The following is a 25,395-nucleotide window of genomic DNA, read 5'->3' on the forward strand; positions in this document are numbered from 1 at the left end:
CCCCGGCACCACTCTTTTCAAGGCAGTAGAATGACCACTGAAAGCACGACCCAGCACGTCATCGAAGCAAGGCAGCTTGACCTCACCTTTCAAACCAATGACGGGCCTGTTCACGCGTTGAAAGACGTGAACCTGACGATCGACAAGGGTGAATTTGTTAGTTTCATTGGCCCCTCGGGCTGTGGGAAAACCACTTTCCTGCGCTGTATTGCGGCCTTGGAGACACCGACCGGCGGGTCGCTGACTGTCAACGGAATGACAGCGGACGAAGCACGGCGGAACAGGGCCTATGGGTATGTCTTTCAGGCAGCGGGCCTTTATCCCTGGCGCACCATAGCAAAGAACATCAAGTTGCCGCTTGAGATCATGGGCTATTCCGCATCCGAGCAGGAGGAAAGGGTGAGAAAAGTCCTGGAACTGGTTGATCTTGAAGGATTTGGAGGAAAGTTTCCCTGGCAGTTATCCGGTGGGATGCAGCAGCGCGCCAGCATCGCCCGGGCTTTGGCCTTTGATGCTGATATCTTGTTGATGGATGAGCCGTTCGGCGCTTTGGATGAGATTGTGCGAGACCACTTGAACGAGCAGCTTCTGGCGCTTTGGGCCAGAACAGAAAAGACCATCGGCTTCGTGACGCATTCGATTCCCGAAGCCGTATATCTGAGCACCAAAATTGTCGTGATGAGCCCGCGGCCGGGGCGGATTACGGATGTGATCGACAGCCCGCTGCCAAAGGAACGGCCGTTGGACATTCGTGACACTCCGGAATTCATCGAAGTGGCCCATCGTGTTCGCGACGGGTTGCGGGCGGGGCATTCTTATGACGACTGATCCGGGGGCAGAAACCATCAGACGGGCCGTGGTAAGTGACGTGCCGGCTTGTGCTCGTGTGATTTGCAACTGGGCCTGGCAGACGGACTGGATGCCTGATGAATTGCCGGTGGAGGAATTGTCGATCCTGATCCATGAAGCGTTCGACAGTCGCGAGATCTGGGTCGCGGGTGATCCGGTTGATTGCTACATGTCCATAGATCCGGCGCAGTGTAAAATCGGTGCGTTGTATTGCAGCCGGACGGGGCAGGGAATTGGCAAGCGTTTCGTTGCCAAGGCGAAGCAGGGTCGGACCCATCTTTGGCTGACAACACACAAACCCAATCAGGCGGCGCAGAGGTTTTACCGCCGTGAAGGGTTCGAGGTAACTGCCGAAGAACCACCCGTACCGCCGAATACAGTGCCCGTCTATCGAATGGAGTGGCACGCATGAAGCAGATCATTGCCGTTTTCACCGTCGTCGCCGTGATCGTTCTGTTTTGGTATGTCGCTTGCGTTCCGATGAACATCAAAGGGGTTTTGACCGAGCTTGAACGTGGCGGTGCCGAGGTTCAGCCACCCACCGCAAGTGCGCGCCGGGATCTGGGAGAGTTCGGTCTGGTTCTGAATAATTCGTTCGCGATTCCAGCAACTTGGGAGCAAGGCAAGCCCCGTTTGCCATCACCTCATCAGGTGGCGATTGAACTGTGGGATACAACTGTTCTGAAGAAAATCAACTCGAAGAGATCGCTGATCTTTCATGGGTGGGTGACACTCAGCGCTACGATGCTGGGCTTTGTCATCGGGACCGGGCTGGGAGTCTTGTTGGCCGTTGGGATCGTGCATAGCCGCGTGATGGATTTGTCAGTCATGCCATGGGCTATCGTGAGCCAGACGATCCCGATTATCGCTCTGGCACCGATGATTATCGTGGTCCTGTACTCGGTTGGGGTTCAGGGGATCATTCCCAAGGCGATCATCTCGGCTTATCTGAGCTTTTTTCCGGTTGTTGTAGGCATGGTCAAAGGGTTGCGCAGCCCTGACGCGATGCAACTTGACCTGTTGCGGACCTATAATGCCAGCCAATCGCAGGGGTTCTGGAAACTGCGCTTGCCTGCGTCGATGCCATACCTGTTCACCTCGTTGAAAATCGGTATTGCGGCATCGCTGGTCGGCGCAATCGTGGGCGAGCTGCCGACAGGCGCTGTCGCAGGATTGGGCGCTCGGTTGCTGGCAGGCAGTTACTATGGTCAAACCGTGCAGATATGGTCAGCGCTGTTTGCAGCAGCCATTCTGGCCGCGTGCCTGGTCGGTTTGCTGGGATTGATTGAACGGTCGGTTCTGAGGCGAATGGGGATGGCGCAATGATGTTGGTTGTCTTTGCTTTGCTGCTGTGGGCCTTCGGCTGGTGGTTGAACAGCCGATTGGCCAGTGGCCCGCAAGCCGACAGCCAGATGGTACGCTTCCTGGCGCCGGTGATTTTTGGTCTGACCATCGTCGGAGCCTGGGAGCTGGTGGTCCGCGGGCTTGAAGTGCCGCTGGTCATTCTGCCTGCACCCTCCGCCATAGCGGTGCGATTTGCAGGTAGCCTTGACATTCTTTGGGCCGACTTTGTTCAGACGATCCTGAAAGGCGCGCTCAGCGGATATGTCATCGGCTGTGGATCGGCCTTCCTTATAGCGATTGCTGTTGATCGGTGGGATTTCCTGCGTTTGGGGCTATTGCCAGTCGGGAATTTCGTCGCGGCTTTGCCTATTGTGGGGACGGCACCCATTCTGGTCATGTGGTTCGGGTTTGATTGGCATTCCAAAGCGGCGGTGGTCGTTGTGATGGTGTTCTTTCCGATGCTGGTCAACACCGTGGCCGGTCTGCGCGAGGCCACAGCGATGCAGCGTGACTTGATGGAAACCTATGCTGCAAGTTATTGGCAGAGCTTTCTGAAGTTGCGGCTGCCTGCGGCGATGCCTTTCATTTTCAACGGGTTGAAGATTTCGACAACTTTGGCTTTGATTGGCGCCATCGTGGCTGAATTCTTCGGATCGCCAACACTCGGTATGGGATTTCGGATATCCACCAGCGTCGGTCAATTGTCGTTGGACATGGTCTGGGCCGAAATCGTTGTTGCCGCTATCGCAGGTACGGCCTTTTATGGCCTGGTGGCGGGAATCGAAAAAGTGGTGACGTTCTGGCACCCCTCACAACGCGGATAAGACGAAGAAAATCAACAGACCCTGAAAATCGGGGCGCAACAAGCAACTAGGAGAAATGAAGATGAACAAGCTATTCAGCGGGGCGGTTGCCGCCTTTGGTCTGGCAGCCAGTACGGCGCTGGCGGCGGATGAAGTGACACTGCAACTGAAATGGGTCACGCAAGCACAATTCGCGGGCTACTACGTTGCCAAGGACAAGGGCTTTTACGAGGAAGAAGGGCTGGACGTTACCATTCTGCCCGGCGGGCCTGACATTGCTCCGACACAGGTGATTGCGGGCGGCGGTGCTGATGTGACCGTTGAATGGATGCCTGCCGCTCTGGCCGCACGTGAAAAAGGGTTGCCGTTGGTGAACATCGCCCAGCCGTTCAAAAGCTCGGGCATGATGCTGACCTGCTGGAAAGATGCCGGTATTTCGTCGCCCGAGGACCTGAAGAACCGCACGCTGGGCGTCTGGTTCTTTGGCAATGAATTCCCGTTCATGAGCTGGATGAGCCAGTTGGGCATCAGCACTGATGGGAAAGGCGACAACGGTGTGGAAGTTCTGAAACAGGGCTTCAACGTCGACCCGCTGCTGCAACGTCAGGCGGATTGCATCAGCACCATGACCTACAATGAATACTGGCAGGTCATCGATGCCGGTGTCAGCCCGGATGAATTGGTAACTTTCAAATACGAAGACCAGGGTGTCGCGACGCTGGAAGACGGTCTTTACGTTCTGGAAGAAAATCTCAGCGATGCGGCGTTCACCGACAAGATGCAGCGATTTGTGCGCGCTTCGATGAAAGGTTGGAAATACGCCGAGGAAAACCCCGATGAAGCGGCAGATATCGTGCTGGAGAACGATGCAACGGGTGCGCAGACAGAAGAGCATCAGAAACGCATGATGGGTGAGATCGCCAAGTTGACCGCAGGTTCGAACGGCGCGCTGGACCCGGCGGATTTTGATCGCACCGTTGGTACCCTGCTGGCCGGAGGTTCTGATCCGGTGATCACCAAAACACCCGAAGGGGCCTGGACGCATCAGATCACGGACGCTGCTCTGAACTGACGCCAACGGTTCATCTGAGTGAAAAAAAACGCGGTCCCAATCGGGGCCGCGTTTCGTATTCGGGATGTCGGAATTGTGTCTGTACTTGGCACCGAAAAGAAGTAGTATTTCCCTGTAATCTAGCGCGTTCTGTACGAAGCGTAGATAACTGGGAAGAAAATGCAGGAATTTTCATCAGAATTCAGCGCTGCGATCGCCTTGATCCTCGGGGGAGATTCTGAGCTGTGGGCAATTGTGTTGTTGTCTCTGAAAGTGTCCGTGTTTGCGGTGCTGGTTTCTGCTCTGATCGGAATGCCCGTGGGGGCTGCGTTGGCCGTCGCCCGGTTCCCCGGCCGCAGGATGCTGATCGTCCTGATGAATGCACTGATGGGGTTTCCGCCGGTTGTCGTGGGCCTGCTGGTCTATCTGATGCTGTCCCGTTCCGGTCCCCTTGGGGTGCTTGAGCTTTTGTACACTCCGACTGCCATGATCATTGCGCAGGTCGTTTTGGTCACCCCCATTGTCGCGGCTTTGACGCGACAGGTTGTTGAGATGCTGGCTGAGGAATATTCCGAACAGCTGCGCTCCTTGGGTGTGTCACGGCTGGCCTCGGTGCCGGTTTTGTTGTGGGATGCGCGACTGGCACTTGTCACGGCTTTGCTTGCAGGTTTTGGACGCGCCATCGCCGAGGTGGGCGCGGTTATCATCGTTGGCGGAAACATCAATCATGTGACCCGCGTGATGACGACGACCATTGCGCTTGAAACGTCGAAGGGAAATCTGTCTCTGGCACTGGCGCTGGGGGCGATCCTGATCGGAATTGCAATTGCCGTAAACGCGATGGTCAGCGCGGTCAGTTTGCGGGCCGAACAGGAGGGGTTGCGCCATGCGTGACGTGACCTGTGACATGTCGAACTGTCTGACAGTTGAAAACTTGCAAATTCGCAGCAACGGCAAGGTTTTGCTGGATGTTCCTTCATTGGTTCTGGATGGTCTGGGGCCGACGTTGCTTCTTGGCCCCAACGGTGCGGGCAAAAGCCTGTTGCTGCGGTGCTTGCATGGCCTGATCTCGCCGGATCGCGGGCGGGTGGTGCAGGATGGAAGCCCTCTGAGCGCCGCGCAGAAAGCGCGCCAAGCCATGGTGTTTCAGAGACCGGTTCTGTTGCGACGGTCTGTTGCTGCAAACCTGGGCTTTGTCCTTAAGCGACAGGGCATTGGGCGAACAGCAAGAAAGGCACGTATCACCGAGTTGCTGGCCGAAGGCGGGCTGGATGGTAAGGCCCGGCAATCCGCCCGATCACTATCGGGCGGCGAGGCCCAGAGGCTGGCCATATTGCGTGCCTTGGCGCTGGAGCCCGAAACACTGTTTCTGGACGAACCGACCAGCGCCCTTGATCCCGGCGCGACACAGATGATCGAACGTATGGTTCTGCGCGCCTCTGCGCGGGGTGTACGGATCGTGATAGTGACACATGATATTGGTCAGGCCCGTCGTTTGGCCTCGGATGTGGTCATGATGCAGGGCGGTCATGTGGTTGAACACGGCCCCGCAAAACAGGTTTTGGATACCCCTGTAAGCGAAGCATCGCGCCGCTACCTCGCGGGTGGATTGGTTACTTAAAAGATAAAACGGAGAGTATGATGTTCCGCGCAATATTTCGGGCAGCAGTGATAGCCCTTGGTCTGTCGGCAAGTGCGGCCAGGGCAGAGACTCCGTTCATTGTCGTTCAATCTACGACATCCACCCAGAACTCGGGGCTGTTGGACTATATTCTGCCGTGGTTCGAGGCCGAGTCGGGCATTGACGTGCGCGTCGTGGCCGTAGGAACAGGTCAGGCAATTCGCAACGCAGTGAATGGTGACGGTGACGTCCTGCTGGTTCACGCCAAGTCCGCCGAAGAGAAATTCGTCGCTGATGGATATGGCGTGGAGCGGAAGGACCTGATGTATAACGATTTTGTATTGGTGGGCCCCAAGGCAGATCCTGCCGGAATTCGCGGTGGTGCCGAAATTCTGAACGCTCTTGCTGCGATCGCAAGCGCTGAAGCCCCGTTTGCGTCGCGCGGAGATGACAGTGGAACGCATAAGGCCGAGCTGCGGCATTGGTCTGCCGCGGGGCTGGATCCAACCGGCGCGTCCGGAAGTTGGTATCGGGAAACCGGGTCGGGTATGGGGGCAACGTTGAATGTGGCCAGCGGCATGGACGCGTATACTCTGACAGATCGGGCGACGTGGCTATCCTTTGGTAACAGAGGCAATCTTGAGATCCTGGTCGAAGGTGATCCGCGTCTGTTCAACCAATATGGTGTGATCCTCGTAAATCCCGAAAAGCATCCCCATGTGCGCGCTGCCTCTGGACAGCGGTTCATCGATTGGTTGACCGGGCCGGACGGGCAGGAGGCGATCGCCTCTTTCCGACTGGACGGTCAGCAGGTGTTTTTCCCCAATGCGCAATAAGCTGGCCTGCGGCCAGCCCCTGCGGGGCGAGTATTTTTGAAAAGATGAAGGCGCGGGTGGAAGCTCACCCGCTGGCCCCATTGTGGTGGATCGTGCCAAGACCAGACAGGTCATAGCCGCCGAATTCGCTTGCCCGCTGGGCGAATTGACCCGAGCGCAACAGGGTCAGCAGTTTCTGTATTGGCGGATCGAAGAAGGCCCGGCGCCAGATCGCGAGGTCCAGCCGCTCGGAATGAGTGGGGACAAAACCCAAGTTGTAGAGACCGGCTAGGGCGCCAAGCCCAAAACCGGCCTCGGCCTTCCGGTCATGCAGGGCGATGGCCAGCTCTTCTTCTGTGCGTGCGCAGCCTGGTCGAATGTCCAGATCATCCCGGCTCAGGCCGTGGGCTTTCAGTTGAGTGTCGAACAGGCGCTGGCTTGCTGCACTGTCCTGACGCAGAATGACGGTGCGTGACTTGAGGTCGTCAAAAGAATTGATGTCGGATATGCCCGGGGCAAGAAGCAATCCACGCTCACGTCGGGCGATTTCAAACAGGATCACCGGGGCTTCGCCCAAAGTGTCTAGCAGGGATTCTTTGTTGAATCCGCCATTTTCGTGGATGTGCAGCACAGCGGCCTGCGCGCTGCGTTTGCTGAGCCTGATCAGCCCGTCAAAAGAACCGTCGTAATAGGTGGCCAGCCCCGATCCACTTTCACGCAGCGCCCAGTCCAGCAAGGGATCGTGGCTGCCTGCTATGATCGGGGGCAGGGGCGGTTCTGCGACCTGAGGACCGGATCGCGACGCGTTGAGCCAGGCAATGATCTCGGCCCGCGGAAACAACAGCTTACCCATGGCGCGCACGCACGGTATTTCGCCTGACGAGGCAAGGTCATAGGCCTTCCGCTCGCCAATGCGCAGCAGATCGGCCAGTTCACGGGTGGTCAGATATTGCGGCATTCAGTCGAGGCGCACGGCGGTGCCGGATGTTGTGTCAGCGGTACTGAATCCGATTTGTTCCAGCACAAACGGGGCTGCGCCTGCAATAACGACCATCGCGGCGACGGCGGCGAGAAAGGCTTTCATGGGCTCCTCCGGTTTAGTTCCGGTCAGTTGTTGCGCGACGCAGAAAAGCGATAAGATCCTGGCGATCCTGTGCTTTGGCAATCCGCTGCATCGGCATTTTCGACCCCGGAATGTAGTGGTCTGGCCCTTCGTCGAAAAGGGCATTTATTGTCTCGTCATTCCAAATGATATCAGAGCCTTGCAATGTATCCGAGTACAAATATCCGCGAACTGTGCCGGCCTGACGTCCAAATACACCGTGCAAGGTGGGGCCTGCACGTCGTGCATTATCGGAGGACAGGCTGTGACAGATCGAACATTTGCGCGCAAACTGGCGTTCTCCGTTGTCCATCTCATCAGGATTTTTCAGGAAACTCGGTTCTGCCGAGGCCATCTGGTGTTGGTCGGACAACGCGTCCACAGGCCAGCTGTACATCGCCTCGTCAAGTCCGCCCGCATGGATGCTTTTACCGTCTGCGGAAAATGCCAAAGCCCAGACCGGACCGCGCAACGTGGCGCGAAAATCCTGTGCAATGCGCCAATCGACGGTGTCGATGACCATAATATACCCTTCGCCATCGCCTACGGCCAAGAGTCTCCGATCCGGGCTGAGTGCAAGGGCAAGGATCGGGCGGCGGTCCAGTGTGAAGTCGCGCTCTTCCCCGGTGGCAAGGTCAAGAATACGCGTAACACCGTCAACCGCACCATAGGCGATCCAGTTATCCTGTGCATTCAGGGCCAGTTCATTGATGCCGAACCCGTGCTCGACCAGACGCCTTGTTTCCTGCCTGCTGGATACATCCCATAGCCGCAAAGCGCCGTCGACGCCCGCCGTATAAAGCTGCGTGCCGTCAGGTGAGAATGCGACCGCGTTTACGCCACTGCCAGTCGGTCCAAGCCGCGCGGGTTCTGTGCCATCGACAGACCACAGGCCGATTGTTCCATCCCAGCTGGCCGTGGCAATAAGGGTTTCTGACGTGGCAAGGCCGACAATCTTGCCCTTGTGTCGGCCAATGACTTCACCGCTGGGCCATTTGCGCAGGGTGAAATCGTCCCCAGCAGAATAGAAAGCGGAGCCGTTGAACGCGACTGCGTTCACCGCCGCTTCGTGCCCTTCGAACCAATCTGGCTTTTGCCCGGTCCAAAGGCCCACAGAGTTGTCGAAACTGGCTGTTGCGATGCGACCGTCAGGCGCGGCGGCGATGCCCATGATGGGGCCGCCATGCCCTTTCAGCGTGAAGAATTCTGCCACGGCGGGCAGGGGCACCAGCACCAGCGCCAGAACCAGCCCACGCATCTAATCAGCGGGTGAGGCGGCTGCTGTGTCAGCCTCTTTTTTCTGCACCTCTTCCAGCCAGAGTGAGTGATGCTCGCGCGCCCATTGTTCCTCGACCTCTCCGGTTCCCATGGCGTCAAACGCGCCCTCCATCCCGACCGAGCCGAGATAGATATGAGCGACGATGATCGCGATGAACACATAGGCAATCATGACATGCCAGACTTGGGCGAATTGCATCTCTTCCTGCGGTGACATCTGCACCGGCAAGGTCAGACCCAGCGCCTGCGGAATGCCCGTGGCGTTTGCGACAGAGAAGGTTTTGGCGAACAGGGGCATCTCGAACGGGAACAACAGTGACAAGCCGGACAGGCTGATTGACACGCCCAGAAGGATGCAGGCCCAGAAGATGATCTTCTGCCCCGCATTGAATTTCCGGGCGGGCGGGTGGTTGCCCTTGGTGAACAGGCCCCCGCCAGCGGCCAGCCATTTCAGGTCAGTGCGGTTGGGGATGTTATGAGCAATCCAGTTCACCGTGACGATGATCAGACCCAGCATAAAGGCCCAGGCCAGATTGTTATGCAGCCACTTACAGCCCAGTGCGATGGTAGCGAAACCTTCCTTGCCGAAGATCGGAATCAGGAAGTCGCGGCCATAGAGCGTGAGCAAACCAGTAATGCCGAGGATTAGGAACGATCCTGCAAACAGCCAATGACCGAAACGTTCAATCCCGTTGAAGCGGGTAACCGTGCGGCCCGTTTTCTCTCCATCGATGCGGATTTTCCCACGGATCAGGAAGAACAGCAGAATGATGCCCAGCATCCCGGCGATGATATAGGTGCCATATTCGCGCAGCGGTCCGCTGCGGAAGTTCAGCCACCACATGCCGCCATCCTGTATCAGCACACTTGCCGCCGGGCCATTTGACGATACGGTCACATTGGCCGAGCCATAGCGCAACGCACGGTAAACATCACTATCCGACGCGACTCCACGGGTGCCAAGCTGACCCATCAGGCCCTCGACATTGCTCTGGCCGGTATTGCCGGAGCGATATCCGTTATCAACCTGCTCACCACGTTGTCGGGCGAGAATGTCTTCGAGGGTCGTCGCTCCGCCGGTTCCCGCCCTTTCAGGCGTGGCGTTGCTGTCATCGGTCGTTTGGGCGGCTGCCGAAAGGGTCAGCCCAAGGGTCAACAGAAAAGCGATGAGAAAGCGGAGCATCTGAACCTCGGTCAAATTCCAAGATCGGACAACCCGCGCCGAGCGGGTTGTCCATTGCTTTGTGCAGACAGCGGCTTAGCCGTCTTTCTGGTCGTAGGCAGTACCCCAACCCCAGGCGCCCGAGCCGAAACCGCGCGCCACGACGCGTTCACGGTAAACAGCCGACACCACGTCGCCGTCACCGGCAAGCAGGGCCTTGGTGGAGCACATTTCGGCGCAGATGGGCAGTTTGCCCTCGGCGATCCGGTTGCGACCATATTTGGCGAACTCTGCGGTCGAGTGGTTTTCTTCGGGACCACCGGCGCAGAAGGTGCATTTGTCCATCTTGCCGCGTGAACCGAAATTGCCCGCCTGCGGGTATTGCGGCGCGCCAAATGGGCACGCGTAGAAGCAATAGCCGCAACCGATGCACAGGTCCTTGGAGTGCAGGACAACACCTTCTTCGTTCTGATAGAAGCAGTCGACCGGGCACACCGCCATGCAGGGCGCATCCGAACAATGCATACAGGCCACCGAGATCGAGCGTTCGCCCGGATTGCCGTCATTGATCGTCACCACCCTGCGGCGGTTGATACCCCAGGGTACCTCATGCTCGTTCTTGCACGCGGTTACGCAGGCGTTGCATTCGATGCAGCGTTCAGCGTCGCAGAGAAACTTTGCTCTAGCCATTAATCGTCCTCCTTACGCTGCCGAGATCTTGCAGAGAGTACACTTGGTCTCCTGCATCTGGGTCACTGAATCATAGCCATAAGTCTGGGCGGTGTTGGAACTTTCGCCCAGAACATAGGGGTCAGCACCGGCGGGGTATTTGTGCCGCAAGTCCTCGCCCTGGAAATGGCCGCCAAAGTGGAAAGGCATGAAGGCGACACCGGCACCAACCCGATTGGTCAGCATTGCCATCACCTTGACCTTACCGCCTTCCGGACCTTCGACCCAGACCTGTTGCCCGTCCCGAATGCCAAGGTTGTTGGCATCGCGCGGGTTGATCTCGACGAACATATCCTGCTGAAGTTCAGCAAGCCATGGATTAGACCGGCTTTCCTCGCCGCCGCCTTCATATTCGACCAGACGACCTGACGTCAGGATTATCGGGTAATCCTTTGAAAAGTCGTTCTTTTGGATCGAAGCATAAAGGGTGGGCAGGCGATATGCGTGCCGGTCCTCGTAGGTTGGATAGTCCACCACCAGATCACGCCGGTTCGTATAAAGCGGCTCGCGATGCAGTGGGATCGGATCCGGGAAGGTCCAGACGACCGCGCGGGCCTTGGCGTTCCCGAAGGGCGCGCAGCCATGCTTGATCGCCACCCGCTGGATACCACCTGAAAGGTCGGTTTTCCAATTGGTCTCGGGGCCTGCAACGGCATCGATTGCAGCGCGTTCTTCAGCCGTCAGGTCACCGTCCCAGCCAAGATCCATCAGCATCTGCATCGTGAATTCAGGGTATCCGTCCTGAATTTCTGATCCAACGCTATAGACCCCTTCGGCCAGCAGGTTGTCGCCATCGCGTTCCACACCGAACCGGGCGCGGAAGGTCAGGCCACCTTCGGCCACCGGTTTGGACATGTCATAGAGGTTCGGTGTCCCCGTATGACCCATCTCAGCGGTTCCCCAGCAGGGCCACGGCAGACCATAGTATTCGCCGTCGTTTGGTCCACCAATGGCCTGCAGCGTGGTTCTGTCGAACGTGTGCTGATTGGCCATATGGCTTTTCAGACGTTCCGGCGACTGCCCGGTATAGCCGATGGTCCAGAGGCCCGAGTTGAACTCACGCGTGATGCTTTCAACATTCGGGGTCTCGGGGTCTTCCATCTCGATATTGCGGAACAGGCGATCCGCCCAACCGAACTTATTGGCGAACTTGGCCATGATGACCTCGTCCGGCAGGCTTTCGAACAGCGGTTCTACGACCTTGTCACGCCACTGCAACGAGCGGTTTGACGCGGTGACCGAACCTCGGGTTTCGAACTGCGTACAGGCGGGCAAAAGATAGACGCCATCGGTACGGTCATGCAGAACAGCGGAAACGGTGGGATACGGGTCGACCACGACCAGCATGTCCAGCTTTTCCATTGCCGTTTTCATTTCCGGACCCCGCGTTTGCGAGTTCGGCGCGTGACCCCACAGAACCATGGCACGGACATTGTTGTCCTGATCCATGTTCGCAGGGTCTTCCAGAACACCGTCGATCCAGCGGGATACCGGGATACCGCTTTCATTCATCAGCGGTTTGTCCTTGCCGTCTTTGCCCTTGATCGTGGCGAACTGGCCCTTCAACCAATCCAGGTCTTCACCCCAGACGCGGCTCCAGTGGCCCCATGCGCCCGCGGACAGGCCGTAATAGCCGGGCAGGGTATGGGACAATACACCAAGGTCTGTCGCGCCCTGCACGTTGTCGTGGCCGCGGAAGATATTGGTGCCACCACCCGAGGTACCCATATTGCCCAATGCAAGCTGAAGCACGCAATAGGCGCGGGTGTTGTTGTTGCCGTTGGTGTGCTGTGTGCCGCCCATGCACCAGATGACCGTGCCGGGGCGGTTGTTCGCCATAGTTCGGGCAACGCGTTTCAGTTGCGAGCCAGGCACGCCGGTGACGCGTTCTGTTTCTTCAGGCGTCCATTTGGCCACCTCATCCTGAATCTGGTCCATGCCCCAGACCCGGGTGCGGATGAATTCTTTATCCTCCCAACCGTTGTCGAAGATGTGCCACAGGATGCCCCAGATCAGCGCAACGTCTGTGCCCGGGCGGAAACGGACATATTCATCCGCATGGGCCGCGGTGCGCGTAAATCGCGGGTCGCAGACGATCAGCGGTGCGTTATTCTGCTCTTTTGCGCGCAGAACGTGCAGCAGAGAGACAGGGTGCGCTTCAGCCGGGTTGCCGCCGATGATGAAGATGGCGCGCGAGTTGTGGATGTCGTTATACGAATTGGTCATGGCGCCGTAGCCCCATGTATTCGCAACACCCGCAACCGTGGTCGAGTGGCAGATACGGGCCTGATGGTCCACGTTGTTCGTGCCCCAGTAGGCGGCGAATTTGCGGAACAGATAGGCCTGTTCGTTATTGTGCTTTGCAGAGCCCAGCCAATACACGCTGTCGGGCCCGGATTCTTCGCGGATCGACATCATGCCATCGCCGATCTCGTTGATCGCCTCTTCCCAGCTAATGCGCTTCCACTCGCCGCCTTCCTTTTTCATCGGATATTTCAGTCGGCGTTCACCATGGGCGTGCTCGCGAACCGAGGCCCCCTTGGCACAGTGTGCACCCAGGTTGAACGGGCTATCCCAGCCGGGTTCCTGCCCGACCCAGACACCGTTCTGCACTTCGGCAACGACAGTACAGCCGACCGAACAGTGGGTGCATACGGATTTGATGTTTTCAACGGCCTGTTTGGCCGCCGTCTGGGCACTGGCTGGCGTCACGGTTCCACCTGTGGCGCTGATCGCGGCAAGGCCGCCGATCGTCAGGCCCGAGCCACGCAGGAATGCGCGGCGATCGACGGTTTTCTCGCCGACCTGGGACAGGATACTTGTCCGCTGGGGGCGTCTCGCAACCCCGTTGGTCTTTTTCCTAAGCATGTCTTTCCTCCCTTGCGCGCCGTGTAAGCCACGGCTGGCTTGGTACTGCTGAAGCCGACGTCAGGGCCAATCGCAACCGTCTGTCGGGTGTGAGAGCGTCCGATCCTAGAACCGGGTGCTCTCGATGTAGGCGCGTGTATGCGCAGTATCCTGAATGCGGGTTTCGTCGGCCGGCAGCGCGGCGGCTTCGGCCTTCCCGGTCAGGCTGGCGGCGGCAACGGCAGCGGGTGCTGCGGTTCCGGCCAGTTTGAGGAAGTCACGGCGGGTGGCGCCTTCTTCCTTGGTCTTGCTCATGGGAACCTCCTTTCCCAATTGCGGTTTGGCGCCCATAGGACACCGGCGATGTGCGGGTTACCCCGCCGTCATCCGGAACGCTTCGCGCTCGATCTCCATGAACACCCGACCGGCAGTGCCGACGGATGCATAAAGAACCGAGTTCTCGGCTGCTTCCAAATCCGAATAGAAATGCGTGGCCCAGGGGCCGATATGCTTGCTCCAGAATGCCTTTTGGTCATCCAGGGATGCCGGGCTGCCAAAACGCCCGACGATCATTCCGGCCATCATCTCCATCAATGAGGCGATGTTATCTTCGGGCTCGAACACGTTTTGGGCACGTGTGATCCCGCGAACCGCCATGTCATTGCGCAGCTGAGCCAAGGGTTTCTCGTTCAGGAAGCCCGTCAGGTAGAAACTGGCGTAAGGCAGCAACTCACCCCGGCCCAATCCGATGAATAACGCATTGAATTCCCGTTCGGCAGCGGCTGGCTTGGTGACCTTGGCAACCCGCGCCATGGATTGAATGGCCTTGCCGAGATCCGTGTCATCTCCGACCAGACCAGCCATTTGGTTCAGCAACATCTGGTCCGGAGGACCTGCCAGTAACAGACCCAGAAAGTTGTAGAAATCCGCGCGCAGGCGATCCTCGGCTGAAACATCCAGAGTGTGCGCGTCACTTGCGGTCATTCGGTCATCCTTCAAATTCAAATGTCATTCGACGTGGAGACGGGGGACGGTCGACTTCTTCCGGCTCTTCCACCTTAACCACTGAAACCGGCTGTGGCACGGGATCGGGGTCAACTGACACGACCTCTGGTTCAGAGAGCGTATCAGTTTCGATTTCGTTTTCTTCCGTTTCTTGCGCGTCGGCGGCCAGCGCTTCGACATGCGCCAGCATGCCTTTTCCAACTTGATAGGCGGTTTGGATGTTTTCGATCACGCAGGCCGCATCGGTATAGTCCTCGCCGTAATCGACCAGCCCGTCGACATTGGCTAGAACAGGGTTCAACCGCCACAGCCGACGCAGGGCGCGGCGCCGCAGGCGATCAGGCACTGCCTTGGACATAAAGCCCGAAACATCATCGCCGGGTCCGAGGGTATCCGGATCGGGAAGGTTGAATTCGGCCAAAATCTCGGCGTCACTCTTTTCTTCAAGTTCGGTGTGATGTGCTGCGATCACCCGTTCTTCGAGGGTCATCGCCTCGGCTTCAGCTTCGGCCTGAACGGCTGCCTTCCGGCGCGACCAGAAATCACGCCGCTCTGTCATTGCAGCACCCGTCTCGGCGAGCGGTACACGTCCGATGCCTGCCGGATACGTGCATCACCTTTGCCGTCTTCAACCAGATCCGTCCGCTTCTTGTCGCGACGGCGCTTGACGAACACTTCGTGCTGGTGATGTTTCAGGGTGAAATCCCGCACCCAGGCGATCAGCCCTTCGGTCATTGGGATTTTCTCGACAATTTCTTCGCCGGTATCTGCGTAATCCTGCCCCTGGAACGGAGAAGCGGTGATCAGAACTGCATTCAGCGGCGTGTCGCCCTTCAGCTCATTCCGCAGTACAAGATAGATCGAGGGCTGCCCGTCCGACAGGTTGACCAGGTAGGCTTCGGTCTCGTCCGCCCAAAGGGTCAGAGGAAGGGTGGCAGCGTGGTATTCGACCGCCTCGCCTTCGCGGCGCAGTTCCTGCCAATCGGCTGGCCCTGCACCAGGCAACACGGCGACCGCGCGCCAGTTCCAGCGGGCCCAACGCGTGACCCCGGGTGTTTTGCGCACAATGACGCCAACCGGCATGTCGATCTGGCTTGCGGCCTTGGCCACTGGATCCTCCCCGAAAGGCTCTCCCCTGCCTTTCCACGTCCACTATGGTACACAAAATAGCCACGTGCCAAGCCCGTGCGTTAATACTTTGGTCGTATTCCCGGTAGCGTCTTCGTGATCAAAGCCTGAGAATGCTTTTGTTTTATGGGATTTTGCCGCGCAATTCTGCCCGGCGCCCTGCACGCTGCACAGGGTTGAAGTTGCTTCATCGGGAATGCAGCCTAAAGTGCAGAGGATCGGGACTGCTTCCCGAGGGAGGGGACATGGGCACGAAACTTTTGCTCTGCGATTGCGCGGGAACTCAGGCGCTGGATACCGACAGGATCGAAAGCGCCTGCGGAATTTCCTGTTCAAAGGTGCATACCGCGCTTTGTACAAAAGAACTGCAATCCGCTGCGGCCTCGATGCAAGAGGGCGATATCGTCATCGCCTGTCTGCAAGAACAAGAGGTGTTCCGGTCGCTTGCCGAAGATATGAATATCGAGACCCCCGGCTTTGTCGACCTGCGGGATCGCGCTGGGTGGTCCGATCAGGGCGCGGATGCGACGGCCAAAATGGCTGCCTTAGCCGCCGAAGCGTTCCTGCCGCAACCCGTGACGCCCAGCGTTGATGTCATCAGCGAAGGCACGTGTTTCATCATAGGTCCGGGCACCGTTGCCTTTGGACTGGCGGAAAGGTTGGCCCGGACACTGGCTGTAACCGTTCTGGTCACAGATCAGGCTGAGCCGGACTCTCGGGCCTTCGACGTTATTCGGGGACAGTTGCGGTCTGTTTCGGGTGCTCTGGGTCGGTTTTCTTTGCGTCTGGACAATGTGCAGCAAGTGGTTCCCGCAGGCAGGGGTGCTTTCAATTGGACGGAACCAAGAGATGGGGCGCAATCGGCCTGCGATATCATTGTTGATCTGACGGGGGGCACGCCCTTTGTGCAGGCCCCGGCCAAGCGCGAGGGGTACCTGAAGGCTGATCCCAAGGATGCGGTTTCTGTAGAACGTCTGGCTTTTGACGCCGCCCAACTGGTTGGAACATTCGAAAAACCCCTGTACGTGCGACTGGAAGAAACACTTTGCGCCCATTCGCGGGCGGAACAGGTCGGGTGCTCAAACTGTCTGGATATCTGCCCAACCGGTGCAATCACGCCCTCGGGCGAGCATGTAGCGATTGATCCGATGGTCTGCGCCGGGTGTGGTGAATGCGCGGCGGTCTGTCCGTCGACGGCGATAACCTATGAAGATCCACCTGTTTCGGCCTTGTTATCACGGATGCACACTCTGGCGCGCACGTACCGAAGGGCAGGCGGTATCGCACCCCGGTTGCTTGTGCACGACGCCCACGGGGCCGAAATGATAAGGCTTGCAGCAAGGTTCGGGCGGGGATTGCCTTCGGATGTTATCCCGCTGGAATTGAAAGTGATATCCGGGTTCGGTCATTCGGAAATGCTGGCCTCACTGGCACATGGATTTGCGCGTGTGGATGTGCTGCTGGCCCCGACGACCGAGCGGGATGCGCTGGATCGCGAACTTGAACTGGCACGTGCCATAGCCAGTTCGGATGGGATCGGGCTGATTGAGGAGGTGGACCCTGATGCGATGGCAGACTTGCTGTATGCGCAAAATGTCCCCGAACCGTTGGCAGATCCGGTCTTGCCACTTGGCAACCGCCGACAAATCGCGCGACTGGCAGCACAGGCCCTGAATCCGCAGGCCAAAGCCCCGCTGCCATTGCCTGAAGGTGCGCCTTACGGTGCCGTTGCAGTGAATACTGACAGTTGCACACTCTGTCTTAGTTGTGTGTCTCTGTGCCCGTCCGGGGCTTTGATGGATAACCCTGACAAGCCCCAGCTGAACTTTCAGCAGGATGCGTGCCTGCAATGCGGAATGTGCAAGACGATCTGCCCCGAAGATGCGATCACCTTGGTACCACAACTGGACCTGAGCGATGCTGCCTTGTCTCAGCAGGTCCTGAACGAGGAGGAACCATTTGCCTGCGTCGAATGCGGGGCTTTGTTTGGGGTGAAATCAACCGTTGAGCGGATAATGGAAAAGCTTTCGGGCACGCACCCGATGTTTGCCTCAACGGAACAGGCGCGGATGATCCAGATGTGTGACAATTGCCGGGTGAATGCTCATTTCCAGCAGCAGGACAATCCGTTCCAGTCAAAACCAAAGCCTCGGGTCGTTACCACCGAGGATTACTATTCGGATAGAAAGGATCACTGAAGCTTTAGCGGCGAGCCCAGATCTGCGGCGTCAATGCGCGAAACAAATGCCAGGATGGCTTCAAGATCGTCCAACGTCATCTTGACCGGGTGAATTGGGGATGGTCGCTCGGGATCAAAGGGGGGTGTCAACCCGTCGATCTGCGTGAATGCGGGGTGGGGATTGAGGGCAAAGAACGCCTCGAACCGTTCCGACCAATCCGGCATCGCGCGCAGAACCGCGAATGAGGGGGTTGAGCCAAGCCCGCTCATCCGGTTTCGGGGGCCAATCACATGACATCGACCACAATGGGTCATAGATAGTTCTTCGCCCAGCACGGTGTTGCCATCCAGGGTATCGTCCGACTGGGTGAATGTGGGATCAAAGCCGGTGCTGAACTGCTCACCCACCGCAGGAAGAAAACCTTCGACAGTGCGCTTGCCGATATCTGAATGCAGCCAGTCGCGAAACCGGATTTGACGATTATCACCTTCGATCCTCAGGTGATAGACCACTCCACCACGGGTAAAGACAGGATCACCGGGCGGCGCGGTTTCCAGCACCATGGCACCGGCATCATCTGCGACAACGCGTATCCCGGTCTTGAGAGAGAAGCGAGGAAGGATATGTTGCAACAGACCGGAGTCGTTAACCTCTGCCGGGGCCGCAAGGCCAATCGCCTCCTGCGACAAGGAGGGGGTGGCGGTGAGCGTCAGGCTCAGGCACAACAAGACAAGGCGCATGGTTTAGCCTAACTATGAAGGCTGTTACGCGTCAAATGAACAGAAAGAGACGGAGACACATGCAATGAGCGGCGACCAATACATGTCGACACGCACGCCCCTGTCGGCGGGGCATACCAAGGAGAGAACAGCGTGAGTGTTCGTGACGCGGTTCTGGCGAACCTGAAAAAGATCACCGATCCGGTTTCAGGTCAGGACATTGTCAGTGCGGGCATCGTGCGTGCGCTGAATGTCGAGGGCGATACGGTTCGCTTTGTCCTTGAGATCGACCCGAAGCATGCCGAAAAGATGGAACCTGTGCGCGCAACAGCTGAAAAGGCCGCACAGATGGTTGAGGGCGTCGTAAATGTTTCGGCCCTGATGACTGCGCATTCCGATAAGGCGCCGCCGGACCTGAAGCCGAAACCCAAGCCCTCGCAAACTGGACCGCAGGCCGTTCCCGGTGTCGACCGGATCATTGCGGTTGCTTCTGGCAAAGGGGGTGTGGGCAAATCCACCGTGTCGGCCAATCTGGCCTGTGCGCTGGCCGCAGAAGGGCGGCGCGTGGGTTTGCTGGACGCGGATGTTTACGGGCCGTCGCAGCCTCGGATGTTGGGTGTCTCGGGCCGTCCGGCCAGCCCCGATGGCAAGACCATCCTGCCTCTGCGCAACCACGGCGTCACCATGATGTCGATGGGGTTGATGACCAATGAAGGGCAGGCCGTTGTCTGGCGCGGGCCGATGCTGATGGGGGCGCTGCAACAGATGATGAGCCAGGTGCAATGGGGTGCCCTGGACGTGCTGATCGTCGACCTGCCGCCCGGTACCGGCGACGTGCAACTGACGCTGAGCCAGAAATTCAAGGTGGACGGCGCTATTGTCGTCTCGACGCCGCAGGATGTGGCGCTGATTGATGCCCGCAAGGGAATCGACATGTTCAATCAGCTCAAGACGCCTATCGTTGGGATGATCGAAAACATGTCCACGCATATCTGTTCGAACTGTGGGCATGAAGAACACGTCTTTGGTCATGGTGGTGTCAAGTCCGAGGCCGAGGCGATGGGCGTGCCGCTGCTGGGTGAAATCCCGTTGCATCTGGACATTCGTATCGCCGCAGACGGGGGTGCGCCTATTGTGGTCAGCAAACCAGACAGCCCTCAGGCCGAGGCTTTCCGCAAGATCGCCCGCGACATGATCGCCAAAGGCACCGCATGAGCCAACCGGTCTTTCCCCCTTTGTTGACGGGTCACCCGGTTCAGGGTGGGGAAGACCCGTTTGAACGCGCCCAGGCTATGGCGGCTTTGGGCTGCGATGCGGGGGCGGTTGTTTATAACATTCAGGCCGATTACCTGCGTGTCGCGATCGTTTTCGCGCCCGAGGTGCCGCTTCGGGACGCGATGGCGATGCTGCCGCTTTGTGCCGTTGGGTTTCAGAATGCGCTGGGCGCTCTGGCCCCACCCGAAGTGGCGGTGCATCTGGGGTGGGATGGTCTGATTTGTGTGAATGGTGCGAAATGCGGTGTGTTCCGCGTTTCGGCCTCCGGGGAAAACGCGGAAGAAGAACCGGATTGGCTGATTGTCGGCTGGGAGCTCGCATTGATGCAAACCAGCACCGCGCCCGGCGAAACGCCGGATGTCACAGCCCTTTATGATGAAGGTTGTGCCGAGGTTTCGGCCACGCAACTGGTCGAAAGCTGGTCACGCCATATGCTGACCTGGCTCAACCGCTGGCAGGAGGATGGCAACGCGCCCCTGCATGCCGAATGGATGGGCCTGCTGCGTGGCGTAGGTGAGCCACTGGTTGATGGCGGTGTATTCCTTGGCACGGATGAGAGGTTTGGAATGCTGATCCGCGACGGGGTCAACACCCGCCTGCGCCCGCTGACGGAACTATTGGAGAACGGACGATGAAACTGGCCCGCGCGATCCATTTCGATGAAAGCGACATGAACGTGTTCCATTCTCCGGCACGTACGGGCGAATGGTGCGTTTCGGGCGGGTTCGAGTTTTCGAACTGGAGCGGCGCGGATCTGGAAGGTAAGGCGCGTCAGGCTTTTGCGAATGGCTGGCTGGGGTTGGAAACCTTTGGCCGGGTGACATTTGTGGCGGTAACCCAGATCGAAGCGGCTGAAAGGGATCAGATCACCCGCAATCTGGCAGAACATTTCGTGCAGTATTACGGAGCGCCCTCGGTCGAAGCGGCATTGAGCGTGGCACAGAACGAAATCGATCACATGTCAGAGCTGTGTGAAGACCATGCGGCCAACACGCTGCTGACCGTCGCCAGAGAATTGTCTGAGACAGGAGTGCACGAAGCCTTTCGTGTGATCACTCCGCAAGACGCACAGCTAGAGGTTCTGGCGGTGCATGGGTCGCTGGACGACTAGAAAGGGTCGACAAACCCGCCGAACTGACCGCGCTTGAAGATCAGACCCTTGCCGGTGCGGTACATGACCTGATCCACATGACCCACAATGATCAGATGATCTCCAGCCTCGTGCCGGGCATGCAACCGGCAGTCAAACCGTGCCAGACAATTGGCCAGCTGCGGGCGATCAGCCTCGTCCGTCGTCCACTCGGCATGGGTGAAATCCACACCGTCGCGGGCAAATCTAAGCGCCTGGTCCTGTTGATCCTGAGCCATCACATGGATCGAGTAATGCGTGCAGGTGCTGAAAGTGTCGAAGCGGTTTGACTCTTTGGCCAGGCACCACAACACCAGCGGCGGATTTAGGGACACTGACGCGAACGAGTTTACAGTGATTGCACGCGGGCCGTCTTCGGTTTGCGCAGTGATCACGGTGACGCCTGTTCCGAAACATCCCAGCGCCTCACGAAAGGCGTGGCTTTGATCCGGGGTCGGTGTGAAATTCTTTTCCGTCATATCGCGCGCGTGTTCCTTGGCCGCGCATCAGGTGCCATGCGTGGCCCGGATTGTCCACGAAAAGCTGAACGGTATTTGCAAATTTCGGTGTTAATTCAGGTCTTCCAGAAGACGTCCGTGTTTGCGGGTCTGGACGATGACTTCGCCAAAGGTGTTCAGCCCGCGCGCTTGCAGAATGGGCAGCATCTTGACCAGCGCCTCGGCCGTTGCCACCGCGTCGCCCAATGCCGTATGGCGCAGCGCCTCGGGGATAGTGATGTCCAGCCGTTCGCACACTGCGTCCAGTGTATGTGTATCGCTTGCGCCGAACAAAACAGCCGACAGCAGCACAGTGTCGAGTATCGGATGATCCCATTCGACTTCCATACGCTTGGCATGGCGGCGCAGGAACGCCATGTCGAACGGGGCGTTATGGGCTACGATCACCGCATCGCGTGAGAATTGGTGAAACACACGCCCGGCTTTGACGATATCCGGCGCGCCCTGAACCATGCGATCACTGATCTTGTGCACGCGGGTCGAGGCAGCAGGGATCGGAATGCCCGGATCAACAAGCATGTCCAGATGCTCGCCCGCAACGATCTTGCCTTTCACAACGCGGACCGCGCCGATTTGAACGATCTCATCCTTGTGCGGCAGCAAACCGGTTGTTTCCGTGTCAAAGACCACAAAACACAGATCCAGCAAAGAGCGGTTTTCGAACGCACCGTCACCCGGCGTGTCCAGCAACTCGAAATCATAGACCAGTGGGCGGGCCTCATCTGGCGACATACGGGCAACGCTGTCTTCGAACACCAGCATGTAACCGGGTGCGTCCCCCAGTGGCTTCATTCGGGCCGAATAGGTTTGTCGGCCGTCCACGCTGGTCAGGGTGCAGAAAACATCCTTACCTGATTTGCACAACTTTCCATACGCGTCCGTCAGCCCCGTCGATTCGATGTATTCGAAGAGCGAGGCGTTCAGGCGGGGATGCGCGATCTGGGCCAGCACCTCGGCTGCCTGACCATCATACAAAACGATCTGGTGTTTCGGACTGGCCAGCAACATGGCGACCGGGATTTCGGTCAGAAGGGCAGTAAGGCGCTGTTTTTCCGCCGCCAGATGAGCGGTTTCAGCGGCCACCGCCTCGGCCGTGTGCATGGCATTTGCGGCAAGTTGCTCGGCCAGGCCAGCTGCAGCAGGGGCCAGATCTCCCAAATACCGCGCGGCTTGCATGTCCAGGTCGGTGCTGACACCGGCATGAGCGCGGGCCCGCAGTTGCGCTGAAAGCCGTTCGATCGGCTTGGCGACATTGTCGTCAAACAACAGCCAGACACCGGCGATCAAAGCCAGCAATCCAAACCCGATCAGAACCTCGGCAAAGATGAAGTCATCAAACAGGTCAGGTTGTGCGGCCCGGGCATAGGTGATCCACAGGGCGGCGGAACTGATTGATATCCCGCCGAGCGCGAGCAGGCAGAAAAACAGAAATATCCTGAGCCGCAGGCTTAACCCTGTGAGCATTGTCAAACCCCGCAGGTGGCGTCGATGATGGGGTCGGCAGGCCCGGCAGATATCCAGTCTGCATTCAGCAGACGTCCGTCATCGGAAAACTCAGCACCGTCCGCAAGGTTGGCGCGACGATTCTCGGCACAGTTTACGGCCACGGGCAGTTTTGAAACCGGAGCCCAGCGACCGAAGAAATAAAGATCGACAAGTCGTTGGTCGGGAACGTTTTCGTTTGTTCGCACCGACACGGTGTCGATAGCGGCAAAGCGGTCGACGAAGGGCACGGCATAGGTCCACGGGCGGTAGAGGGCGCGGCTTTCAACCTCTTGCACGATTGCCATTTCCTCGGGAAGCTGTTCGCGCGTACGGTCGTACCAGGAATACTCGCTGGATATGGTCACAGCGATCATCCCCAAACCCGCCGCGACCGGAGTAACCCATTTCGGCAACCGCCCTCCGGTCAGCTTGTTCAGCACAAGAACGATACCCGCAAAAGCGAAGCCCGCAAAAACAGTGCCGATCAATTCCAGAAACATCGTGTCTCTCCGTTCTTCAGATGCATGTCAGCCCAGCATTCCCTTGCCGTGGCCGACCGCTGATTGCATGGTTTTTACCACAACGAAGGCGTCACGAAGATGACTTCGCTCAAAGTCCGAAAGATCGGAAGGTGGCAGATAATTGTCTGGTTTCTTGCCCGATTTGACCAGCTGGACCTGATGTTCAAGCCGGGTTTCGGCGATCAGATCATAGGCGTCCAGCAAATCGCGTGCGCCTGACGCGCTGAGAACGCCATTGGCCTCGCCAGCCTTCAGACGGGCGCGCGTATTGGCCTCGGGCAGTTCGCCTTGCAGGGCGTAGATTCGCGCCAGATCCACGACCGGAACAACACCATTGTGTTTCATATCCAGCGTGTTGCGGTGCTCGCCCGACCGGATGGTCGCAAAACCACGCAGCAATCCCAGCGGCGGCGTGTGTTTCAACGAGTTCGAGATCATATGTGCGACGAAGATCGAATTGGACCTTGCCGCCGCCAATGTGTCGGCCTGCAGGTCGGCGAACAGGTCGAACGCGCCGCCAATCGGACGCAAGTCAAACATGACCGAGGCCAGCATCTGCGCTTCGGGGTTCGGTTTGGCGATCCATCCCTTGAAATAGTCGCGCCAGACACGCACCGGCTGACACCAGCGCGGATTGGTCGCCATCATGTCGCCGGGACAATAGAAATAGCCACAGGTATCCAGCCCGTCCGACACGAACCCGGCCAGCATTGCAAAGTATTCCATATCCGCATCGGTCACGCTGTCATCCAGCATCAGGCAGTTGTCCTGATCCGACACGCCTGTCTGCTCCTGCCGCCCTTGCGAGCCGCATGCCAGCCACAGATACGGCACAGGGGGCGGGCCCAGTTTCTGTTCAGCAAGGGCCAGAAGGCGCCGGGTAACCGTGTCAGCAACGTCGGTGATCAGGCGCGTGACGATTTCGTGCCGGTTCCCTCCTGCAACCAGTTGTACCAGCAGCTGTGGGATTTCCGCCGTTACCCGCGCCATATCTTCGGCGGTATTTGCCTGGGCAATGCGTCGCACCAGTTCGGCCGAGTTCACGGCCTGGTAATGTGTCAGGTCGGTTTGTGTGACGATACCGACCAGCCGACCGCCCTCGGAAATCGGGACGTGGCCGATGCCGCGTTCCATCATGATGTGCAACACGTCTGAGCCGATGTCACCGGGTGACAGGGTGACGGGGTTCGCGGTCATGATCTCGGAAACCGGTGTGGACGGAGGCAGGCCGTCCGCAACATATTTGCCTGAGATATCCCGGAGCGTCGCGATGCCCTGCAACGTGTCGCCGTCTGTGATGCATAGTGACGAGATGTGTTTGTCGCGCATGATCTGCGCCGCTTTCTGAACAGGCGTATCCGCGGGGCAGGTAGCCGGGTTATGCGCCATCAGAATATCAATGGAACTGGTCGCAAGGCTTTGCGGGCCGCTTCTGTCGCCGCGTGTGCGGTTGAAGAACTTGGCGACCACATCGTGACCGTCGATCAACTCGCGCACCAGATCCGGTGGCAAAACAATCAGGACCGACGGAGTGTGCGCACGCGCCTTGGTGGCTGCCTTGCCGTCTTTCAGCAGTCCGCGCTCTCCAAAAGAATTACGCAAGCCTAGTTGAGAGACAACGGCACCATTCTCATCGGTGATTTCAACCTGTCCTTCATAGATCACGAATACGCCGGGAAGCGCATGACCCAGTTCATAGACCGAGGTGTCTTCCTCGACTTCCCAGACCTCGATCTGTTTTACGATCTGATCCAGGGCTTCAGCCGGTAACGCGTCATAGGGATGAACGGATTTCAGAAACCGGGCGATTTCATCGTGGGACAGGGGCATCTGA

At 58.3% G+C, this 25,395-nt stretch carries 27 protein-coding genes; 12 read left to right on the forward strand and 15 right to left on the reverse strand.

Translation table 11 applies throughout. The features are described 5' to 3' along the window. Positions 1-30: 30 nt before the first annotated feature. The 8 genes from ACR0AM_RS06465 (at position 31) to ACR0AM_RS06500 (ending at position 6,504) form a co-directional block, all read left to right on the forward strand. Positions 31-828, forward strand: a complete 798-nt coding sequence (locus ACR0AM_RS06465; protein ID WP_209595940.1) for an ABC transporter ATP-binding protein — start codon at positions 31-33, stop codon at positions 826-828. Beyond that, positions 818-1,261, forward strand: coding sequence for a GNAT family N-acetyltransferase (locus ACR0AM_RS06470; RefSeq protein ID WP_480537652.1), 444 nt, complete (start codon positions 818-820; stop codon positions 1,259-1,261). The genes ACR0AM_RS06465 and ACR0AM_RS06470 overlap by 11 nt, the downstream gene beginning before the upstream one ends. Further along, complete coding sequence (locus tag ACR0AM_RS06475; protein ID WP_480622443.1) at positions 1,258-2,175, forward strand: ABC transporter permease; 918 nt, start codon at positions 1,258-1,260, stop codon at positions 2,173-2,175. The genes ACR0AM_RS06470 and ACR0AM_RS06475 overlap by 4 nt, the downstream gene beginning before the upstream one ends. Continuing rightward, positions 2,172-3,017: an ABC transporter permease gene (locus tag ACR0AM_RS06480; protein WP_480516704.1), complete on the forward strand. Its 846-nt coding sequence runs from the start codon at positions 2,172-2,174 to the stop codon at positions 3,015-3,017. The genes ACR0AM_RS06475 and ACR0AM_RS06480 overlap by 4 nt, the downstream gene beginning before the upstream one ends. A 61-nt stretch (positions 3,018-3,078) precedes the next feature. After that, positions 3,079-4,068, forward strand: a complete 990-nt coding sequence (locus ACR0AM_RS06485; RefSeq protein ID WP_480476654.1) for an ABC transporter substrate-binding protein — start codon at positions 3,079-3,081, stop codon at positions 4,066-4,068. Positions 4,069-4,227: 159 nt separating this feature from the next. After that, a complete protein-coding gene (locus tag ACR0AM_RS06490) occupies positions 4,228-4,941 on the forward strand; it encodes an ABC transporter permease (RefSeq protein WP_480485912.1) in 714 nt (237 codons plus the stop codon). Continuing rightward, complete coding sequence (locus tag ACR0AM_RS06495) at positions 4,934-5,668, forward strand: ATP-binding cassette domain-containing protein (protein ID WP_480622444.1); 735 nt, start codon at positions 4,934-4,936, stop codon at positions 5,666-5,668. The genes ACR0AM_RS06490 and ACR0AM_RS06495 overlap by 8 nt, the downstream gene beginning before the upstream one ends. 20 nt (positions 5,669-5,688) lie before the next feature. Next, positions 5,689-6,504, forward strand: a complete 816-nt coding sequence (locus ACR0AM_RS06500) for an ABC transporter substrate-binding protein (protein WP_480622445.1) — start codon at positions 5,689-5,691, stop codon at positions 6,502-6,504. A 64-nt stretch (positions 6,505-6,568) separates the two neighbouring features. Here the strand turns inward: ACR0AM_RS06500 and ACR0AM_RS06505 are convergent, their stop codons facing one another. The 10 genes from ACR0AM_RS06505 to ACR0AM_RS06550 all read right to left on the reverse strand — a co-directional run bounded on the left by ACR0AM_RS06505 (position 6,569) and on the right by ACR0AM_RS06550 (position 15,716). Continuing rightward, positions 6,569-7,441, reverse strand: a complete 873-nt coding sequence (locus tag ACR0AM_RS06505) for a substrate-binding domain-containing protein (protein WP_480622446.1) — start codon at positions 7,439-7,441, stop codon at positions 6,569-6,571. Continuing rightward, positions 7,442-7,567, reverse strand: a complete 126-nt coding sequence (locus ACR0AM_RS06510) for a hypothetical protein (protein ID WP_480476664.1) — start codon at positions 7,565-7,567, stop codon at positions 7,442-7,444. A 13-nt stretch (positions 7,568-7,580) separates the two neighbouring features. Continuing rightward, entirely contained in the window at positions 7,581-8,843 is a 1,263-nt protein-coding gene (locus ACR0AM_RS06515; RefSeq protein ID WP_480622447.1) for a c-type cytochrome, read from the reverse strand. Further along, positions 8,844-10,046, reverse strand: a complete 1,203-nt coding sequence (locus tag ACR0AM_RS06520) for a formate dehydrogenase subunit gamma (RefSeq protein ID WP_480622448.1) — start codon at positions 10,044-10,046, stop codon at positions 8,844-8,846. A gap of 75 nt (positions 10,047-10,121) precedes the next feature. Continuing rightward, on the reverse strand, positions 10,122-10,715 hold the full coding sequence (fdh3B, locus tag ACR0AM_RS06525; protein ID WP_209504177.1) for a formate dehydrogenase FDH3 subunit beta: 594 nt from the start codon (positions 10,713-10,715) through the stop codon (positions 10,122-10,124). A 12-nt stretch (positions 10,716-10,727) separates the two neighbouring features. Continuing rightward, the gene (locus ACR0AM_RS06530) at positions 10,728-13,622 is read right to left on the reverse strand and encodes a formate dehydrogenase subunit alpha (protein ID WP_480476670.1); all 2,895 of its coding nucleotides are present in this window, start codon (positions 13,620-13,622) and stop codon (positions 10,728-10,730) included. A gap of 105 nt (positions 13,623-13,727) precedes the next feature. Beyond that, the gene (locus ACR0AM_RS06535; protein ID WP_480516714.1) at positions 13,728-13,916 is read right to left on the reverse strand and encodes a ubiquinol-cytochrome c reductase iron-sulfur subunit N-terminal domain-containing protein; all 189 of its coding nucleotides are present in this window, start codon (positions 13,914-13,916) and stop codon (positions 13,728-13,730) included. A gap of 57 nt (positions 13,917-13,973) precedes the next feature. Continuing rightward, the gene (locus tag ACR0AM_RS06540; protein WP_480476674.1) at positions 13,974-14,585 is read right to left on the reverse strand and encodes a TorD/DmsD family molecular chaperone; all 612 of its coding nucleotides are present in this window, start codon (positions 14,583-14,585) and stop codon (positions 13,974-13,976) included. 4 nt (positions 14,586-14,589) lie between these two features. Further along, the gene (locus tag ACR0AM_RS06545; RefSeq protein ID WP_480622449.1) at positions 14,590-15,165 is read right to left on the reverse strand and encodes a DUF3306 domain-containing protein; all 576 of its coding nucleotides are present in this window, start codon (positions 15,163-15,165) and stop codon (positions 14,590-14,592) included. Beyond that, positions 15,162-15,716, reverse strand: coding sequence for a DUF3305 domain-containing protein (locus ACR0AM_RS06550; RefSeq protein ID WP_480476678.1), 555 nt, complete (start codon positions 15,714-15,716; stop codon positions 15,162-15,164). The genes ACR0AM_RS06545 and ACR0AM_RS06550 overlap by 4 nt, the downstream gene beginning before the upstream one ends. A 263-nt stretch (positions 15,717-15,979) precedes the next feature. On the opposite strand from ACR0AM_RS06550, the gene ACR0AM_RS06555 reads away from it, so the two are divergent. Continuing rightward, on the forward strand, positions 15,980-17,932 hold the full coding sequence (locus ACR0AM_RS06555; protein ID WP_480622450.1) for a 4Fe-4S binding protein: 1,953 nt from the start codon (positions 15,980-15,982) through the stop codon (positions 17,930-17,932). On the opposite strand, the gene ACR0AM_RS06560 is transcribed toward ACR0AM_RS06555, so the two are convergent. Next, positions 17,926-18,654, reverse strand: coding sequence for a hypothetical protein (locus tag ACR0AM_RS06560; RefSeq protein WP_480622451.1), 729 nt, complete (start codon positions 18,652-18,654; stop codon positions 17,926-17,928). The two genes, ACR0AM_RS06555 and ACR0AM_RS06560, sit on opposite strands and share 7 nt — an antisense overlap. Before the next feature lie 132 nt (positions 18,655-18,786). Between ACR0AM_RS06560 and ACR0AM_RS06565 the strand changes: the two genes are divergently transcribed. Genes ACR0AM_RS06565 through ACR0AM_RS06575 form a run of 3 tightly spaced genes read left to right on the forward strand, consistent with a single transcriptional unit; the run spans position 18,787 to position 21,019 of the window. Then, on the forward strand, positions 18,787-19,848 hold the full coding sequence (locus ACR0AM_RS06565; protein ID WP_480485893.1) for an Mrp/NBP35 family ATP-binding protein: 1,062 nt from the start codon (positions 18,787-18,789) through the stop codon (positions 19,846-19,848). Beyond that, on the forward strand, positions 19,845-20,543 hold the full coding sequence (locus tag ACR0AM_RS06570; protein WP_480485891.1) for a biotin/lipoate--protein ligase family protein: 699 nt from the start codon (positions 19,845-19,847) through the stop codon (positions 20,541-20,543). Before ACR0AM_RS06565 ends, ACR0AM_RS06570 begins: the two co-directional genes overlap by 4 nt. Continuing rightward, positions 20,540-21,019: a DUF6505 family protein gene (locus ACR0AM_RS06575; protein WP_480485889.1), complete on the forward strand. Its 480-nt coding sequence runs from the start codon at positions 20,540-20,542 to the stop codon at positions 21,017-21,019. The genes ACR0AM_RS06570 and ACR0AM_RS06575 overlap by 4 nt, the downstream gene beginning before the upstream one ends. On the opposite strand, the gene ACR0AM_RS06580 is transcribed toward ACR0AM_RS06575, so the two are convergent. The 4 genes from ACR0AM_RS06580 to ACR0AM_RS06595 all read right to left on the reverse strand — a co-directional run bounded on the left by ACR0AM_RS06580 (position 21,016) and on the right by ACR0AM_RS06595 (position 25,391). Then, the gene (locus ACR0AM_RS06580; RefSeq protein ID WP_480537662.1) at positions 21,016-21,516 is read right to left on the reverse strand and encodes a flavin reductase family protein; all 501 of its coding nucleotides are present in this window, start codon (positions 21,514-21,516) and stop codon (positions 21,016-21,018) included. The two genes, ACR0AM_RS06575 and ACR0AM_RS06580, sit on opposite strands and share 4 nt — an antisense overlap. A gap of 90 nt (positions 21,517-21,606) precedes the next feature. After that, entirely contained in the window at positions 21,607-23,019 is a 1,413-nt protein-coding gene (locus ACR0AM_RS06585) for a 3'-5' exonuclease (protein ID WP_480537664.1), read from the reverse strand. A 2-nt stretch (positions 23,020-23,021) separates the two neighbouring features. After that, entirely contained in the window at positions 23,022-23,540 is a 519-nt protein-coding gene (locus ACR0AM_RS06590) for a hypothetical protein (protein ID WP_480516730.1), read from the reverse strand. 27 nt (positions 23,541-23,567) lie between these two features. Further along, positions 23,568-25,391 carry a DUF294 nucleotidyltransferase-like domain-containing protein gene (locus tag ACR0AM_RS06595; protein ID WP_480622452.1) on the reverse strand — a complete coding sequence of 608 codons (1,824 nt, stop codon included), beginning with the start codon at positions 25,389-25,391 and terminating at the stop codon, positions 23,568-23,570. Positions 25,392-25,395 lie beyond the last annotated feature (4 nt).

This window comes from Ruegeria sp. AD9 (assembly GCF_056542305.1).

What these genes read in the sequence shown, in the direction of transcription:
- ACR0AM_RS06500 (WP_480622445.1), top strand. Translation starts at nt 5,689, where the DNA reads ATGTTCCGCGCAATATTTCGGGCAGCAGTGATAGCCCTTGGTCTGTCG.
- ACR0AM_RS06515 (WP_480622447.1), bottom strand. Translation starts at nt 8,843, where the DNA reads ATGCGTGGGCTGGTTCTGGCGCTGGTGCTGGTGCCCCTGCCCGCCGTG.
- fdh3B (WP_209504177.1), bottom strand. Translation starts at nt 10,715, where the DNA reads ATGGCTAGAGCAAAGTTTCTCTGCGACGCTGAACGCTGCATCGAATGC.
- ACR0AM_RS06545 (WP_480622449.1), bottom strand. Translation starts at nt 15,165, where the DNA reads ATGACAGAGCGGCGTGATTTCTGGTCGCGCCGGAAGGCAGCCGTTCAG.
- ACR0AM_RS06485 (WP_480476654.1), top strand. Translation starts at nt 3,079, where the DNA reads ATGAACAAGCTATTCAGCGGGGCGGTTGCCGCCTTTGGTCTGGCAGCC.
- ACR0AM_RS06465 (WP_209595940.1), top strand. Translation starts at nt 31, where the DNA reads ATGACCACTGAAAGCACGACCCAGCACGTCATCGAAGCAAGGCAGCTT.
- ACR0AM_RS06555 (WP_480622450.1), top strand. Translation starts at nt 15,980, where the DNA reads ATGGGCACGAAACTTTTGCTCTGCGATTGCGCGGGAACTCAGGCGCTG.
- ACR0AM_RS06590 (WP_480516730.1), bottom strand. Translation starts at nt 23,540, where the DNA reads ATGTTTCTGGAATTGATCGGCACTGTTTTTGCGGGCTTCGCTTTTGCG.
- ACR0AM_RS06595 (WP_480622452.1), bottom strand. Translation starts at nt 25,391, where the DNA reads ATGCCCCTGTCCCACGATGAAATCGCCCGGTTTCTGAAATCCGTTCAT.
- ACR0AM_RS06580 (WP_480537662.1), bottom strand. Translation starts at nt 21,516, where the DNA reads ATGACGGAAAAGAATTTCACACCGACCCCGGATCAAAGCCACGCCTTT.
- ACR0AM_RS06510 (WP_480476664.1), bottom strand. Translation starts at nt 7,567, where the DNA reads ATGAAAGCCTTTCTCGCCGCCGTCGCCGCGATGGTCGTTATTGCAGGC.
- ACR0AM_RS06560 (WP_480622451.1), bottom strand. Translation starts at nt 18,654, where the DNA reads ATGCGCCTTGTCTTGTTGTGCCTGAGCCTGACGCTCACCGCCACCCCC.
- ACR0AM_RS06575 (WP_480485889.1), top strand. Translation starts at nt 20,540, where the DNA reads ATGAAACTGGCCCGCGCGATCCATTTCGATGAAAGCGACATGAACGTG.
- ACR0AM_RS06480 (WP_480516704.1), top strand. Translation starts at nt 2,172, where the DNA reads ATGATGTTGGTTGTCTTTGCTTTGCTGCTGTGGGCCTTCGGCTGGTGG.
- ACR0AM_RS06495 (WP_480622444.1), top strand. Translation starts at nt 4,934, where the DNA reads ATGCGTGACGTGACCTGTGACATGTCGAACTGTCTGACAGTTGAAAAC.
- ACR0AM_RS06490 (WP_480485912.1), top strand. Translation starts at nt 4,228, where the DNA reads ATGCAGGAATTTTCATCAGAATTCAGCGCTGCGATCGCCTTGATCCTC.
- ACR0AM_RS06520 (WP_480622448.1), bottom strand. Translation starts at nt 10,046, where the DNA reads ATGCTCCGCTTTCTCATCGCTTTTCTGTTGACCCTTGGGCTGACCCTT.
- ACR0AM_RS06470 (WP_480537652.1), top strand. Translation starts at nt 818, where the DNA reads ATGACGACTGATCCGGGGGCAGAAACCATCAGACGGGCCGTGGTAAGT.
- ACR0AM_RS06570 (WP_480485891.1), top strand. Translation starts at nt 19,845, where the DNA reads ATGAGCCAACCGGTCTTTCCCCCTTTGTTGACGGGTCACCCGGTTCAG.
- ACR0AM_RS06505 (WP_480622446.1), bottom strand. Translation starts at nt 7,441, where the DNA reads ATGCCGCAATATCTGACCACCCGTGAACTGGCCGATCTGCTGCGCATT.
- ACR0AM_RS06535 (WP_480516714.1), bottom strand. Translation starts at nt 13,916, where the DNA reads ATGAGCAAGACCAAGGAAGAAGGCGCCACCCGCCGTGACTTCCTCAAA.
- ACR0AM_RS06530 (WP_480476670.1), bottom strand. Translation starts at nt 13,622, where the DNA reads ATGCTTAGGAAAAAGACCAACGGGGTTGCGAGACGCCCCCAGCGGACA.
- ACR0AM_RS06475 (WP_480622443.1), top strand. Translation starts at nt 1,258, where the DNA reads ATGAAGCAGATCATTGCCGTTTTCACCGTCGTCGCCGTGATCGTTCTG.
- ACR0AM_RS06540 (WP_480476674.1), bottom strand. Translation starts at nt 14,585, where the DNA reads ATGACCGCAAGTGACGCGCACACTCTGGATGTTTCAGCCGAGGATCGC.
- ACR0AM_RS06585 (WP_480537664.1), bottom strand. Translation starts at nt 23,019, where the DNA reads ATGCTCACAGGGTTAAGCCTGCGGCTCAGGATATTTCTGTTTTTCTGC.